This is a genomic window from Streptococcus sp. S5, assembly GCF_034134805.1.
Taxonomy (GTDB): domain Bacteria; phylum Bacillota; class Bacilli; order Lactobacillales; family Streptococcaceae; genus Streptococcus; species Streptococcus lingualis.
Window position 1 is genome coordinate 515,746 of sequence record NZ_CP139419.1, and the last position, 14,477, is coordinate 530,222.

Consider the following 14,477-nt stretch of genomic DNA (forward strand, 5'->3'; position numbering starts at 1 on the left):
GATGAGAACCCTTGCCATTGCAAAAAAAGTTATCAAAGAATTGCTTCGTGACAAACGAACCCTTGCCATGATGTTTGTGGCTCCAGTCTTTATCATGTGGTTGATGAACCTCATGTTTTCGGCTAGTACAACCGTGAACATCAAGCTAGCAACGCAGGATCTACCAACTAGTTTGGTAAAGAAAATGGATGATCTGGACCATGTCAATGTGAAAACATACAAAGACATGGAGCAAGCCAAAGAAGACTTGGCTGATGAGAAAGTCGACGCCGTCATTTCTTATAAAGACGGGGAGTATCAGGTAGATTATGCCAATACAGATGCTTCGAAAACTGCTATGACCCGTCAAGTATTGCGGACCAGTATCGCCAGTGAAGGCACCAATCAACTATTAACTCGTGTTAAACAGGCCCTTCCTCAATTGAAACTGGATGCAAAATCACCAGAAATTAAGGAATCTTATGAGTATGGGAATGAAGATACAGGCTTCTTTGCCAGTATGATTCCAGTCTTGATTGGATTTGTCGTTTTCTTCTTTGTTTTCTTGATTTCAGGGATGGCGCTGTTGAAAGAACGCACCAGCGGCACCCTAGATCGCTTATTAGCCACTCCAGTTAAACGCTCTGAAATCGTCTATGGTTACATGATGTCTTATGGGATCATCGCTATTCTTCAAACAGCGGTTGTTGTTTTAGCAGCTATCTGGTTGTTGAATATTGAAGTTGTCGGAAGTTTATTAAATGTTATAATAGTTAATGTAGTATTGGCTCTTGTAGCACTCGCCTTCGGAATTCTCTTGTCCACCTTGGCAAAATCAGAATTCCAAATGATGCAATTTATTCCTCTTGTGATTATGCCGCAGCTCTTTTTCTCAGGAATCATTCCTCTTGATTCAATGGGAGAATGGGCAAAAACAATTGGGAAGTTCTTGCCTTTGACCTACTCAGGTGATGCCATGAGTCAGATTATTCTTTACGGACGTAACCTTGGGGATATTTTGCCAAATATCGGTGTTTTACTGCTTTTCCTTGTTGCTTTGACAATGCTGAATATTGTCGGATTGCGTCGGTATCGTAAGGTATAAAAATAATAAGGATGTGAGGATGGATATGAACGAGAGTATTTTTGAGTCGTTTGAAGCTTATTTAGAGGGGGCAGACTATCCCAAAGGAAAGAAGAAAATTATGCAGGCAGCCGTCGATTTGATCTCGACCAAGGGTTATAATGGGACTTCAACCCTTCAAATTGCGGAGCATGCCGGGCTTAGCCAAGCCACTCTCTTCAAGTATTTCCAGACCAAAGATGAGTTGCTGACAGCTATTTTACATCCGATCCTTCCTAGTCTTCTGGGAAATTTTCTGGATCAACTCTTAAATTTTCAAACAACAGAGGAAAAAATTCACTATTTCGTTTATGACCGAATGAACTACCTCAAAACCAATCAAGCTCTCTTAAAAATCGTGTTACAGGAGATGTTTTCGAATGAAAAGATCAAGCAGGAGCAAGAACATATTTGGAGTTTCATTCAGGGTAGAATTGGTGACCTCCTTCAAGAACTGAAAGCGGACCCTCGCATCAATCCTGATCTGACTATTTCCCAATTCCTGCGTATTCTGATTGGCCCGCTGCTTGCCTATTTTGGTCAGCTCTATATTCTTGGAACTAATGGGCAAGTGACCGATGAAGATCTTTCCTTGGTCGAAAAGCAAATCTTAGGTGGCTTGTGGAAATAGGGGGATCTGATAGAAACAAACCAAAAAACCATATTCCATTTCAATGGGAATATGGTTTTTTACAACTTTTATTTCAAATTCGACATCACTTGTTTCTTGGTGAAGGTGCGCTCTTGTTTATTAGCTAAGGCCTTAATGCGCGCATCAAGGAGAATAGCGCGACCTTCGGCACTTCGGGTATAGACGAGGTCATACTTACCTAGGCTCTTTCGGATTTGCTCCACAAAGGCTTGGGCATCCTCTTTCCGTTTGTCAAAGAGGCTTGGTACAGCGAAATATTCTGTTTGATCGGATACCTTTTCCTGTGCTTTCAGGATATAGCGCTGATTTTCAATCGGTGCGAAGAATTCGATCATGGTTTGCGAGAAGAGTTCCTTTTCCCGCATGGTTCCGCCCTTCAAATAGATCAGCGTGTTGATGGCATCCTTTCTGTCTCGTACGACTTGGATGCGGGTTTCTTGGGTCTGGATCTGGCCAGAAAGGAGTAGGGCTTGGTGAATAGCCTGGCCGAAGACTTCTAACCGTTTATAAGGGCTCTTATAGAGATAGTAGCGCAGCCAAGCAAGGAGAGCGAGAACAGCTAAAACGAATAGAAGAATTAGAGACGCTTTATTCCCTCCGCCTCTATGTGAATAGTAAAAAAGGTTGGCGACAGAATCGGTCAAAGCTGCGGCCGTCAGCCAACGAGCTAGCTTTCTGGCGTCAAAAAATAGGGCCAGGGGCAGGAAGTGTTTATCCACTTGTACCTCGTTAGCAATCTCCATATTCTCCAGAATCGGCAGGGCTGATTTCCAGCCGTCTCGGAGTTCTTGACGATGGGTAGAGCGCTCTAAGGTCTCTTCATTGAGTTTTTGCAACTGTTTTTTAGTATAGCGGATATTGTCAAAGGCTAGACGTTCGATGCCAGATTCGATGAAGGGCTCCTTGTAATGGAGGCCTAAAAATTGTTTCATCCGTCTTTCTAAGAGCTCCAGATCAGGACTGTATTCTTTCAACTGATCAGTGATGGCTTCGATCTCTTCTTTTTCAAGATCGGACTTTTCATACCATTTTTTTAGGGAAAGATTAATGGAGACCAGGTGCCAGATGTTGCTGGTCTTATTTGGATCTTCGGGCCACACTCGGATGGCACGACCTCGCATTTGGTTACTGAGCATAAAGCTACCGACAAAGCTCGCTAGGATCAGGGAATTGACGCAAGGAGCATCCCAGCCTTCCCCTAGAAGTGACTTGGTTCCAATGACGACTTGGATAAGCCCTTCTTGAAAGAGCTGGGTCACAGCTGTCACCAACTCATGTTGAGAACCAACCAAGCGAACCTTGAGAAAGTCATCTGGAGATAATTGGCCGACACTTTGGTAAGTCAGTCTGTCCGCCCCTAGAAGTTCTTCTAATCTTGGCTTAGCAACCGTCGGGATGATGACGATGCTACCAGTCAAGACAGCGATGGCGGGAGGAGTTGCTTGCTCTAAGCTTTCCCTGCGAATGGATTCGAAATAAGAGAGTACTCCCAACTGAGTGAATTGGGCGTCCCTATTCCCGAGATGAACCTCAAAGTCTTGGCGAATGTAGTCTGTTAGGACCAGTTGGCGCAGTCGGCTACCAAGAGTCTGGTATTCGGCCTTGAAAATCTCTCGAACCGCATTGAGTTTTCCGAGGGATTGGTTGAGCAGAAGGTCTTGTTTTTTGTTGCGGACCAGTTTGACTTGTTTTCGATCGATCAAGCTGGCTGCTTTTAGTTCATGGAGAACTTGCTTTTCGTAATCCTCAGGTAGATTGTACCAGTGAGGCACCTGAAAGAGTAGGCCTTGCAGGAGAATTTCAAGCCAGTCCAGGGTGAAAGCAGGTAGTTTTTTGGCTCCTAAAAGGTCCTGGAAACGTTGGGGAAAGTCAATTCCCTTGCTTCGAAGAAAGATCAGGGTAGCAGAGAGATACTTGGGATCATTGAGCAATTCATCATCACTGATCTGACCCGATAAAGCTTGGCAGTTTTGGAGGTATTGGCAAAAGAGGGGATCGGAAGTCAGTTGTTGCAAGAGAGCATTCTTTTGTTGGCTAAAAGCATCCAATTGCTCTTGCTCTTCCTTGGTTGGAAAGGCAAAGTAGACATAGTCTTGATGAGGACAAAGGGTGTCTTCCTTGACCAATTCGGGAACCGTAATTTCCTCATCGATCTCACCACACATGCGGATATAGCGATCCCAAAGGGCAGGGTCTCCTTCATAGGGAGGGGTAGCGGTAAGGGAGATCATCTTTAAGTCAGGGAAGGCTTGACGAAAGGCTTCCAAACTCTTCCACCACTCATTGCGCAGGTGGTGGCACTCGTCTAAACAAAGGGTGCCGAGTGAGATGGCTTTGAAAGTAGTAAAGATATCAAAGTCTTTGAAATCAAATGTTTCAATCTCTGCCTGATCATCGGTATCCTCAGCTTGTGATTGACCGACGACTTGGTTCATGGCGCTGTGTAGGGCTTGATAGGTAGCCACTGTAATCAGCTTAGGATGTTTGAGGTCCTGAGAGATCAATTGCTCCGCTTGGCTTTCATCACTCAAGAATGCCTGGATAATCCGGTCCACCCATTGTTGACGAATGGTGACCGTAGGAGCCAAGATCAGGGTTGGCTGGCCGAAGCGTCTGATAAATTCGATTCCCAGGGTTGTTTTTCCAGAGCCAGGAGCTGCTACCAAATGCAGGTGGCCATCCGCCATAAAAGCGTCACTCTTATCGAGAACTCGTTTTTGATAGTGTCTCCATTGACCTGTAAAGGCTAGTTCTTGTAACATTGGTTTCCTCCCTCTATCAGGATTATTATATCATAAATGAGGTGAGCGACCGATCCCTTCAAGCCTTAGAGTGACTCAATCACCTGACACAAGGCTTCTACATCTTCCTTTCGAGTGGACCAGGAGGTCGCAAAACGAATAACGGTTAGTTCATCATCATACTTTTCCCAGAAGGAGAAGACCACTTTTTCAGAGAGTTTTTCCATCTGCTCTTTGGTCACCAAGCAAAAGATCTGGTTGGTCGGATTTTCAAAATAGAGGGGGAGTCCTGCTCTTTTACAAGCTTGACGGATTTGATTGGCATCAGTAATCGCATCTTGACCGATAGTGTCATATAAATGGTCCTTGAACAATTCGTCAAATTGGATGCCTAACAGTCTGCCTTTAGCTAAGAGAGCACCGTGTTGCTTGATGATGGTGGTCATATAAGGCAGAAGACGAGGATTGGGAATGACTACCGCCTCTCCAAACATGGCCCCGCACTTGGTGCCACCGATGTAAAAAGCATCACAGAGCTGGGCGAGGTCGGCTAGAGTCACATCATTTTCAGGACAAGCCAGAGCATAGGCTAGACGGGCTCCATCGACAAAGAGTTTGACCTCGTGCTCTTTGCAGACGTGAGCAATGGCTTCCAATTCAGATTTGCTATAGAGGGTCCCAAGCTCAGTCGGTTGTGAGATGTAGACCATGCCTGGCATGACCATGTGTTCGTGATTGCCATCTGCCCAGTAATCTTCAATGGTTTCTTTGATTTGTTGGGCGTTCAATTTTCCGTCTGCTGTATCGAGTTCTAGAACCTTGTGGCCACCAAACTCGATAGCCCCAGCCTCGTGCACACTGACATGCCCAGTTTTCGCTGCGATCACTCCTTGATAAGATTGAAGGAGGCTATCGATCATGATTTGATTGGTTTGGGTCCCGCCCATAAGAAAGCGAACTTCTGCTTGGGGACAGTCACATGCCTCTCGAATCCGTTCAATGGCACTTTCAGTAATCGGATCTGTCCCGTAACCTGTCATTTCCACTTGGTTGGTTTCCATCATCCGCTTAAGGATGTTAGGATGTGCTCCTTGTAAATAGTCGTTGGCGAAATTCAGTTGTGTTTTCATTTGGTTGCTTCTCTTTCTTTATTGATGCTATTAGTTTAAAATAATTTTTGATATTACACAAACGGCAAAAACTCATCTTATCTATGATATAATGGAATAGATAAGGAGGAGAAGTTTATGGATGCCAGTAAATGCCAAGCTGTTTTAGTAGCGAGTGAGACCGGCTCTTTTTCAGCCGCAGCTGAACAGCTGAACTATACCCAGTCAGGGATTACAAGGATGATCTCGAGTTTAGAGGAAGAGTTGGACTTTCCAATTTTCATCCGCAACAAAAAGGGCGTTCGCTTAACGGAAAATGGGCAATTGATGTTGCCTTATTTTAGAGAGATTGTCGATGCCAATCAGGTGGCGGTCGAAGTCAGTGAGGAAATCAAGGGCTTAGTCAGAGGTTCCATCACAATTGGCTGCTACTTTAGCGTGTCCTCCATGTGGATGCCTAGCCTCTTAAAAGCATTTTCCGAAACCTATCCATCCATTCAGATTACTCTGTTAGAAGGTGGAAATAAGGAGATTGCCAAGTGGCTAGCTGAGAAATCTGTCGATATTTGTCTGTGCGCGGAGCCTCAGGATAGTGGAGAGTACAGCTGGAAAGAATTGTATCGAGACCCCTTGGTGGCTTGGTTGCCGAAAAATCATCCCAAGGCCGAACAAAAGACTTACAAAATTAAAGATCTGGAAACAGAAGATTTTATCCATACCTTACCTGGTCAAGATACAGACCAAGACCGTTTAATCAAGCAAGAAGGCCTTAATCTGCAGACACGATTCACAACAAAAGACGGCTTTACGACCTATCAGATGGTCAAGGTTGGTCTAGGAGTCAGCTTTAACCAAGCGATGATCGCAAGAGACTGGAAAGAAGAAGTGGTGCAAGTTCCGCTCAGTCCGAAACGCTTTGTTTCTCTTGGGATGGCCCTCCCTAAAAAAGAAAAAGTATCTCCAGCTGTTCAACGATTTATGGACTGTTTAGAGCAATGGATGGTAGAGTTTTTGGAATAGAGATTGAAAAAGGCCTAATCATTTGATTAGGCTTTTTCATGTTAGTCTTTCTTTGTTTTACGAGAGAGTCCAAAGGCAGCACCCATGCTAAGAAGACCAAGACCTAGAGTCGTCAAAGCAATGGAGTTTTTGCTTCCTGTATTTGGAAGACTTGCTTCTTTTTGAGGAAGAGCTGCAGGTGCGATATAGACTGCTGTTTTGGCAGGCTCGTTTTTAGCAGGTGTGAATACAGTCGGTTTCGCAGGGGTTACAACAGCCGGTTTTTGAGGAGTAGGAGTCGGTGTTGCAGGCGTTTGGATACTAGGTGTTTGTGGTTTTGCTTTCGCCACACGATGAGATTTTGAGATCAACTCATACTTGTCTGTTTGGACTTTGAAGACACGACCTTTTTGGACAGTTTCAACGACTTTATTGGCAAATTGAACGTTCAACAAGTTAGCAAAGTTTTTGTCGATATCTAGGTAGAGACCATTTGTTCCATTGACCAATGGATCAAAGTCTTTTTTTTCACGTGTTTCACCAACCACTGTCAAAGAGATACCAGCATCTTGAAGGGCTTTCAGTGTCGCTTCTTTTGTTGGTGTATCCTTTGTAAGATCAATGTCCTCATCTGTAATCAAGAAAGCAAAGCGATGGTTGTTTGCCCCAGTCCCCCAGTTGTAGTCTCCTGAAGTAGCGATATGATGCAATGGAACAGTAGCATTTTCATAGTAGCCTTTAGTTTTGATGGTTTTCAAAGCAGAAATGAAAGTTTCTGGATCACTTGTGAACTTAGATCCATTGAAATCATGGTATTTAACTTCACTAGCTCTTTCGTATTCAACCAATCCTAAACGAGCTTGAATATTTTTTGCCGATAGATTACGAACGAAGGTCTCGACATTCTTCATCGTATCCCTGATGTGAGAATCCATTGAAGTTGATTTGTCAATGACAAAGACGATGTCTGATGTTGCTTGAACTTCTTTTTTATTGACCACATCGGCTTCTTTTGTCACTTCGACTACAGTTGTTTTATTAACTGTTTCAGTTGTTGTCTCAGTGTAGTCCGCTGTTTCCTTGGTTGATGTAGCTGTCTTAGTAGATGAGACCGGTTTTGAAGTGCCAACAGGTGTGTTTGGATCTGCTAAGCTAGTCGTTTTGATGGTTGCTGTTGAAGTAGTGGTGGTGTCTGCACCGTCTGTTTTAGCAGATGGGCCAGTTTTTTTGACGTCCACAGCGATGATATCCCCAGTTTTTGCTTTATCAGCAGGAACAACTGGTGTATTGGCTTTGGCGTTGATTTCTTCTGTTGCAGCCGTGATAGGTGATTTTGTGGCTGTAGTAGCTGCAGGAGCAGCTTGGGTTGTGCTAGGTGCAACGTCATCAGCTGAAGCAATAGTCGTTCCTGTGAAGACAGTTCCTAAAACAACGGATGCTAAAGTTAAAGTTTGTTTACGTGAAATAGTATATTTTTTCAAAATACGTCCCCTTTTTAATAAACTTTTTTCTATCATACAGGTTTTTGAAAAACTTGTCAACGGTATAATAATCAAGGCTTTTGCCGACTTTTATATCTCTAGTTATTGATAAAAAGCCGAACAAGAAAAATATTCACATAATAATTTAAATATACAAAACATGCAAAAGAAAATAGGATTCCCACAAATTTGCAGGAATCCTTATTTTATCGGCATTTCTACTCTATTTTTTAGTCGTAAAAAATACTAGCTAGTCACTTTTTTTATGTTTCTGCATTAGCACTAAGAACAAAGACTACGATTAGTTTAGTAATTTTTCAAAGAATTGGATGACCTCTGGTTTGAGATTACTTTCCTTCGGTTCAACTAGTGAAACGTAAAAACTAATCCGTTCACTTTCTGCCATCGGAATCGCGATCAGTTCTTCTTCACCATCTGTTAGTGCAAGATCTGCTAGTAAACTGATCCCCACTTGTTTACGAAGGAGTTGTTTTAGAAGCTGAATATCATCCGTCTGAAAGAAGGGTGTAGCCTCATGGTGATAGCGCTCATTCAACTGTTCAAAGGCTTTTAAATGAACAAAGTGCTCATCTGGAATGATAAAATCTTCATCGATGACGTCTGAAAATTGTAATACTTTTTTGGAGGCTAGTGGATGGTTATGATGAAGGATATAGAAGAGATCTCGTTTGGCTATTTCTCTTACCTGGAAGCGATGATCTTTAATCGGTTCCAAACTCCCTAAAAAACTAGCATCTAGTTCCCCTTTGGAAAGCATTTCTAAAAGTTCGACAGATCCTTCTTGGACAGGATGGATACTTTGAAGAGCTGCAACATTACTGATAAAGGCGGGTTGTTTTCGGACAAGATAGTCAATGATGATTGGTGGGAAACCAACCGTATTGAATTGAGAGAGACTCCGGAGGATCTCTTTTTTGGCCCCTTGAATCTCAGGTAAGACCTTTTGAATATGTCGTAGCAAGATTTCTCCTTGGGGCGTCAATTTGAAAGTACGATGAGAAGGATCGTGCGCGATTAATGGACAGTGAAATTCCTTTTCTAGTCGTTTAATCGCATAGGAAACGGATGGTTGACTGATCCCGTGTTTTTGGGCAACCCCAGTAAAGGATTGCTGTTGACTAAGATCAAGAAAATAATAAAAGTCCTTAAGATTCATTGGGCTCCCTCTTCTAAATAGACAGACATGGATAAGCAAAAATTATCCGTGATAGCTAATTTGACTATATGATTTTTTGTTTGTTACAATCTGAGGTGAGTCAGAGGATCATTAAAGGCTATCTAAAAGATCTTCGAAAATCGTTAGGATCTTCTCCCTTTTTCCAACTGGAAGTTGCTTAATTTTCATATTTACTCTCTTAAGTGAAAGATTGTCGTTAGGATCTGAAGATGATTCAAGTGAATTAAAATTGAAGAATTCTTCAGGCGTTAACTCAAGAGCAGAAATGACTTTTTCAAGACTGTGAATGGTCAGATTCACGTTTTGATTTTCCAATTGATTGATGTATTTTAATCCAAGATCTGCCCGTTCCGATAGCTCCTCTTGACTCATGTTTTGTTTTTTTCGCAAATATTTGACCTTTTGCGCTATATACCGTTGTAAATAATGTTTTGTTTTCATGTAACCAGAATACAAGTTTTAAATGACAAAAATAACACCTTAAACAAAACAAAGTATCTTATAACAAACATATTTTGGATTTATTATCTATGGCTTTTATAGGTATTGATCATCATAAGTAGAAAAAAGAATACCTGAAAACAGTGGATCTTTTGATGAGAATAACCTTCTAAAAGGTGGAAAGGAACAGGCTTTTTTAAGAGATGACCGTGACTATCTAGGAAGTGATGGATGAACCTATTATTTTGTTATCTTTTGAAATCGCATCATTTTCGGTTGTATCGCCTGAACTTTCATTAACTGATTCATTCATATTGTATCATATATAGAACGAAGTGTCATTTAATGCAAATAAGTGATATAATAGAATAAACTAATAAGGAGGTCACATGATGACTGCACATGATATTTTAAACAACCCTTTCCTCAATAAAGGAACTGCCTTTACTATAGAGGAACGTAAGCAACTAGGTCTCATTGGCCTTCTACCACCTTACGTTCAAACCATTGAAGAACAAGCAGCGCAAACTTATGCGCAAATGCAAACGAAGGTTAACGATTTGGAAAAACGTTTGTTCCTAATGGAAATCTTTAATACTAATCGTACTCTATTTTACTACCTATTTGCTCAACATTTGGAAGAGTTTAATCCAATTGTCTATGATCCAACTATTGCTGATACCATTGAAGGGTATAGCGATCTCTTTGTAGATCCACAATATGCCGCATATCTTGATATCAATCATCCTGAAAATATCGAAGCAACTTTGAAAAATGCAGCAGGGGACCGTGAAATTCGTCTCATTGTTGTGACAGATGCAGAAGGTATTCTCGGTATTGGCGACTGGGGAACAAATGGTGTCGATATTTCTGTTGGGAAATTGATGGTCTATACTGGGGCTGCAGGAATTGATCCTTCAATGGTACTTCCTTTGGTCATTGATGCAGGTACCAACCGTGAAGAATTGCGTAACAATCCTAATTACTTAGGAAATCGTCACGAACGTGTGCGTGGTGATCGTTACTATGATTTTATCGATCAATTTGTTCAAACTGCAGAACGCCTCTTCCCTAAACTCTACCTTCACTGGGAAGATTTCGGTCGCTTAAACGCTGCCAACATCCTTGAAAAATACCGAAAACAAATTCCAACCTTTAACGATGATATCCAAGGAACTGGTATCGTAACCCTTGGAGGTATCTTTGGTTCATTGGATATTACAGGTGAAAAATTAACGGATCAAGTTTATCTCTGCTATGGTGGTGGGACTGCTGGTGCAGGGATTGCCTCTCGTGTCCTTCGTGAAATGGTCAGTGAAGGCCTTTCTGAAGAAGAAGCCTATAAACGCTTCTTTATGGTCGACAAACAAGGTCTGCTCTTTGATGACATGGATGACCTGACTCCGCAACAAAAACCATTTGCTAAGAAACGTTCTGATTTTGCCAATGCAGATCAGTTGACGGACCTTCTTGAAGTAGTGAAGACGGTTAAGCCAACTATTCTTGTGGGAACTTCCACTCAGCCAAATACTTTCACAAAAGAAATTGTAGAAGCTATGTGTGAAAACACTGAACGTCCTATCATTTTCCCATTGTCAAACCCAACCAAACTAGCTGAAGCAAGTGCCAAAGATTTGATCGAATGGTCAGACGGAAAAGCATTTGTTGCAACAGGAATTCCAGCTGGTACGATTTCCTATAAAGGGGTGGACTACGTGATTGGTCAAGCGAATAATGCCCTGATTTACCCAGGTCTTGGACTTGGTATGCTAGCTTCTGAAGCGAGTCTGTTGACGGATGAAATGATTGGAGCAGCCGCACATTCATTGAGTGGTATTGTCAATCCAGGCGAACCAGGAGCACCAGTCTTGCCTCCATTCAAGTATGTAGCTGATGTTTCTATCAAAGTAGCAGAAGCAGTTGCTAAAAAAGCGCAAGAACAAGGTCTTGCGCGTGCTCAAGAAACAGATATGGCTAAAGCAGTTCGTGATTTGAAATGGTATCCAGAATATAAATAAGTAGATTTAATGGAGGTGTACGAGTGCGACTGGATGCCTCGTACACCTTTTCTTGTATGTCCTGTTAGATAGAAAGAGAGACTATGGAAATCTTTTTAACTTCAATTCAGAGTATTGTACCCATTATCGTCATCATCATTCTTGGTTATTTCTTGCAAGTCCGCGGTTGGTTTCAAGAGAGCTTCGGAAATGACCTATCTAAACTGATTATGAACGTGGCCATGCCTGTTGCAATTTTTACCTCTGTTCTTAAATATTTAACTTTAGATAAATTGATTAGCTTGTCTGGCGGTTTGTTGTATACCTTTATCGCCTTCATTCTTGGTTACCTAGCGGCCTTTATCGCAGTGAAAGTTTTTAAAGTGCGCCCGGGTCGTCGAGGAACCATGATTAATACCTTTGTTAATGCCAATACCATATTTATTGGTTTGCCTTTAAATATCGCTTTGTTTGGAAATCAAGCCCTTCCTTACTTCTTGGTTTATTATATTACAAATACAGTATCTACTTGGACATTAGGTGTCTATCTAATGACTTCTGATAGTAAAGAAGGGGCTTCAAAACAGGCTCAAAAATTTAATTGGAAGAAGCTTTTCCCAGCTCCTTTATTAGGTTTTCTCGTAGCCCTCGTCTTTTTGGTGTTGCGTATTCCTGTTCCAAGTTTTGCGGAAAGCACCTTGACTTATATTGGTAGTTTAACAACGCCCTTATCTCTTGTCTATATCGGTATCGTCCTAGCTAAGGCAGGTTTGAACACCATTCGCTTTGATAAAGATACCATTATCACACTGGTTGGTCGTTTTATTCTTGCACCGGTCATCATGCTCTTGGTTCTGAAGTTCTTCTCTCCAAATATGGTGGCACCAGAATTTAGAACCTTTATGATTCAATCAGCAACACCAGCCTTGGCAGTTCTTCCTATCCTTGCCAATCAAGGTAAAGGCGATGTTGAGTTTTCAACGAATGTGGTCACTCTCAGCACAGTCTTATTTGTGATTGTGGTTCCAATTCTGCAGACATTGTTGGGATAGCATTTATATGAAAAGGATGTAGTTTTAGTGCTATACATTCGTTAAAAAGGACGTCGGGTATTATACTCGACGTCCTTTTTAAACGGATGACTAGATCAACACATAGGTTTCAACCGCTTGCCCAGCCCCGTTTTCATTATTGGTCTTTGTCACGACTGCTGCTCCCTCTTTCACATCTTGAGGAGCGTTGCCCATAGCGACCCCGATGCCTGCTTTTTTGAGCATAGGGAGGTCATTGAAGTTGTCCCCCATGGTGAGGACTTCTTCTAAGCTCAAGTGGTAGTGATTAGCGAGCTCAACCAGAGCATCCTCTTTAGAGACGTGCTTAGCAGTAACTTCTAGGTAGTTGGCTTTGGAGAGATAAAAGGCGGTAGAAGGAAAGTCGTCGGCGGGAATTGCACGATAGAGGGCTTGGATCTCTTCTGCTTCTCCAATTAAGAGCAATTTGTGGAGGGGCTTTGTCATATCCAGCAAAGGATCCAATAGGGGAAGAATAAGAGGTTTTTCCCCTGTAATCCGGGCTTCCTCTTGGCTCCATTGGTCGAGATGATCGGTCATCCAGTCTTTTCCACTATAGAGGTTGATCGAAACTTGAGGGAAGTGTTGGTTGGCCCAATCAATAAATTGACGGGCTTCAATCTTGTCTAGGGGATGCTCAAACAGAACCTGATCTCCTTTTTGGATTAAGGCTCCATTGTAGCAGGCCATGGGACAGTCCTCTATGCCGAGCTCTTTGGCAATAGGAGCCATCCCTTTTGGAGAGCGAGCAGAGGCCAGCACGAAAGGAATGGTTTCGCGCTTTAAATCCGGGATCAATGATGCCAACTCTGGATCGATCTGATGGTGATCATTTAAAATAGTACCATCGATGTCGCTGATGATGAGACGAATGTGAGACATAAAGATTACCTCCTAATAGAGAATAGTGGTCTCGCTCCCAACCAGTTTAAGGATGTCGGGGCTAGGTTTTTGATCGGTTATCCAATAGTCAAATTGCTGGAGACGAGCGAGATAGTAGTTAGCATGTTGGTGGAACTTGGCACTTTCTGCTACCAGCACCTTGGTACGAGTCCGCTCAAAAACGAGAGACTTGACTGCAACGTCTTCAGCATCCTCGAAGGTGACCTCGCCATTGGCTAAGCTACTCGCTCCAAAAAAAGCAAGATCAAAGCGAAGATTGTCCAGTATGTGTGCTTGATTCGCGTCATAGTAGAAGCGGTTTTTAGGGTAGAATTTCCCGCCTAAGAGATGAACGTCAATCTGGGAATGGCTACTGAGCTGGATGGCATTGTCAAGGGAATGCGAATAGACCGTGACTTCCTTATTCAGCATGCCAGCAAGCAGGGTCATCGAGGTGGAAACATCGAGAAAGATCACTTGTCCATCTTGGATCAATTGCAGGGCCTTTTGAGCCATGGCAGTCTTTTCCTTGTTGGCTCTCTGGCTACGGTCTAGGTAAGAAGGGCCGGGTTCTTTGTTTAAGGGGAGAAGTCCACCATGGGTCCTACGGACTAGCTGGCGTTGGCTCAGAAGGGCAAAGTCTCTGCGGATAGTATCTTTGGAGACCTTGAAGTAGTCGACCATTTCTTTGGCAGATAATTGCTTTTTCTCCTCTAAGAGTTTTAGGATTTTTTCGAGTCGTTGTTCCTGGTACATCACTTGGCTCCTTCTTTCTGTTCTTATCTGTATTATACTTGCTTTTATA

At 42.5% G+C, this 14,477-nt stretch carries 12 protein-coding genes; 5 read left to right on the plus strand and 7 right to left on the minus strand.

Going from position 1 to position 14,477, the window contains the following annotated elements; all coding sequences use genetic code 11:
* The first annotated feature begins 1 nt into the window (after window position 1).
* Window positions 2-1,084 (plus strand): ABC transporter permease, encoded by a 1,083-nt coding sequence (locus SM123_RS02390; protein WP_320909753.1) that lies wholly within the window; start codon window positions 2-4, stop codon window positions 1,082-1,084.
* A gap of 25 nt (window positions 1,085-1,109) precedes the next feature.
* Window positions 1,110-1,733, plus strand: coding sequence for a TetR/AcrR family transcriptional regulator (locus tag SM123_RS02395; protein ID WP_037617500.1), 624 nt, complete (start codon window positions 1,110-1,112; stop codon window positions 1,731-1,733).
* Window positions 1,734-1,801: 68 nt separating this feature from the next.
* Here the strand turns inward: SM123_RS02395 and SM123_RS02400 are convergent, their stop codons facing one another.
* Together SM123_RS02400 and SM123_RS02405 are read right to left on the minus strand one after the other, a co-directional pair.
* Window positions 1,802-4,516: a DEAD/DEAH box helicase family protein gene (locus tag SM123_RS02400; protein WP_320909754.1), complete on the minus strand. Its 2,715-nt coding sequence runs from the start codon at window positions 4,514-4,516 to the stop codon at window positions 1,802-1,804.
* 65 nt (window positions 4,517-4,581) lie between these two features.
* Window positions 4,582-5,625 carry a threonine aldolase family protein gene (locus tag SM123_RS02405; protein ID WP_320909755.1) on the minus strand — a complete coding sequence of 348 codons (1,044 nt, stop codon included), beginning with the start codon at window positions 5,623-5,625 and terminating at the stop codon, window positions 4,582-4,584.
* Window positions 5,626-5,742: 117 nt separating this feature from the next.
* Here SM123_RS02405 and SM123_RS02410 point away from each other — a divergent pair, with 117 nt between their 5' ends.
* Entirely contained in the window at window positions 5,743-6,624 is an 882-nt protein-coding gene (locus SM123_RS02410; protein ID WP_320909756.1) for a LysR family transcriptional regulator, read from the plus strand.
* A gap of 41 nt (window positions 6,625-6,665) precedes the next feature.
* On the opposite strand, the gene SM123_RS02415 is transcribed toward SM123_RS02410, so the two are convergent.
* From SM123_RS02415 to SM123_RS02425, 3 genes are all read right to left on the minus strand, one after another.
* Window positions 6,666-8,084 carry a VWA domain-containing protein gene (locus SM123_RS02415; RefSeq protein WP_320909757.1) on the minus strand — a complete coding sequence of 473 codons (1,419 nt, stop codon included), beginning with the start codon at window positions 8,082-8,084 and terminating at the stop codon, window positions 6,666-6,668.
* Window positions 8,085-8,385: 301 nt separating this feature from the next.
* A complete protein-coding gene (locus tag SM123_RS02420) occupies window positions 8,386-9,261 on the minus strand; it encodes a LysR family transcriptional regulator (protein WP_070586908.1) in 876 nt (291 codons plus the stop codon).
* A 111-nt stretch (window positions 9,262-9,372) separates the two neighbouring features.
* Entirely contained in the window at window positions 9,373-9,723 is a 351-nt protein-coding gene (locus SM123_RS02425) for a helix-turn-helix domain-containing protein (protein WP_003008684.1), read from the minus strand.
* 392 nt (window positions 9,724-10,115) lie between these two features.
* Here SM123_RS02425 and SM123_RS02430 point away from each other — a divergent pair, with 392 nt between their 5' ends.
* Both SM123_RS02430 and SM123_RS02435 read left to right on the plus strand, forming a co-directional pair.
* On the plus strand, window positions 10,116-11,741 hold the full coding sequence (locus tag SM123_RS02430) for a malolactic enzyme (RefSeq protein ID WP_320909994.1): 1,626 nt from the start codon (window positions 10,116-10,118) through the stop codon (window positions 11,739-11,741).
* 83 nt (window positions 11,742-11,824) lie between these two features.
* Window positions 11,825-12,772: an AEC family transporter gene (locus SM123_RS02435; RefSeq protein WP_003008680.1), complete on the plus strand. Its 948-nt coding sequence runs from the start codon at window positions 11,825-11,827 to the stop codon at window positions 12,770-12,772.
* A 90-nt stretch (window positions 12,773-12,862) separates the two neighbouring features.
* Here SM123_RS02435 and SM123_RS02440 read toward each other — a convergent pair whose 3' ends face one another.
* Together SM123_RS02440 and SM123_RS02445 are read right to left on the minus strand one after the other, a co-directional pair.
* The gene (locus SM123_RS02440) at window positions 12,863-13,672 is read right to left on the minus strand and encodes a Cof-type HAD-IIB family hydrolase (RefSeq protein ID WP_320909758.1); all 810 of its coding nucleotides are present in this window, start codon (window positions 13,670-13,672) and stop codon (window positions 12,863-12,865) included.
* Window positions 13,673-13,684: 12 nt separating this feature from the next.
* Window positions 13,685-14,428, minus strand: coding sequence for a DeoR/GlpR family DNA-binding transcription regulator (locus tag SM123_RS02445; RefSeq protein ID WP_320909759.1), 744 nt, complete (start codon window positions 14,426-14,428; stop codon window positions 13,685-13,687).
* Window positions 14,429-14,477: the final 49 nt, after the last annotated feature.

Bases quoted from the DNA above. Each gene is read 5' to 3' on its own strand.
- SM123_RS02390 (WP_320909753.1), top strand. From the start codon at position 2: ATGAGAACCCTTGCCATTGCAAAAAAAGTTATCAAAGAATTGCTTCGT.
- SM123_RS02395 (WP_037617500.1), top strand. From the start codon at position 1,110: ATGAACGAGAGTATTTTTGAGTCGTTTGAAGCTTATTTAGAGGGGGCA.
- SM123_RS02400 (WP_320909754.1), bottom strand. From the start codon at position 4,516: ATGTTACAAGAACTAGCCTTTACAGGTCAATGGAGACACTATCAAAAA.
- SM123_RS02405 (WP_320909755.1), bottom strand. From the start codon at position 5,625: ATGAAAACACAACTGAATTTCGCCAACGACTATTTACAAGGAGCACAT.
- SM123_RS02410 (WP_320909756.1), top strand. From the start codon at position 5,743: ATGGATGCCAGTAAATGCCAAGCTGTTTTAGTAGCGAGTGAGACCGGC.
- SM123_RS02420 (WP_070586908.1), bottom strand. From the start codon at position 9,261: ATGAATCTTAAGGACTTTTATTATTTTCTTGATCTTAGTCAACAGCAA.
- SM123_RS02425 (WP_003008684.1), bottom strand. From the start codon at position 9,723: ATGAAAACAAAACATTATTTACAACGGTATATAGCGCAAAAGGTCAAA.
- SM123_RS02430 (WP_320909994.1), top strand. From the start codon at position 10,116: ATGACTGCACATGATATTTTAAACAACCCTTTCCTCAATAAAGGAACT.
- SM123_RS02435 (WP_003008680.1), top strand. From the start codon at position 11,825: ATGGAAATCTTTTTAACTTCAATTCAGAGTATTGTACCCATTATCGTC.
- SM123_RS02440 (WP_320909758.1), bottom strand. From the start codon at position 13,672: ATGTCTCACATTCGTCTCATCATCAGCGACATCGATGGTACTATTTTA.
- SM123_RS02445 (WP_320909759.1), bottom strand. From the start codon at position 14,428: ATGTACCAGGAACAACGACTCGAAAAAATCCTAAAACTCTTAGAGGAG.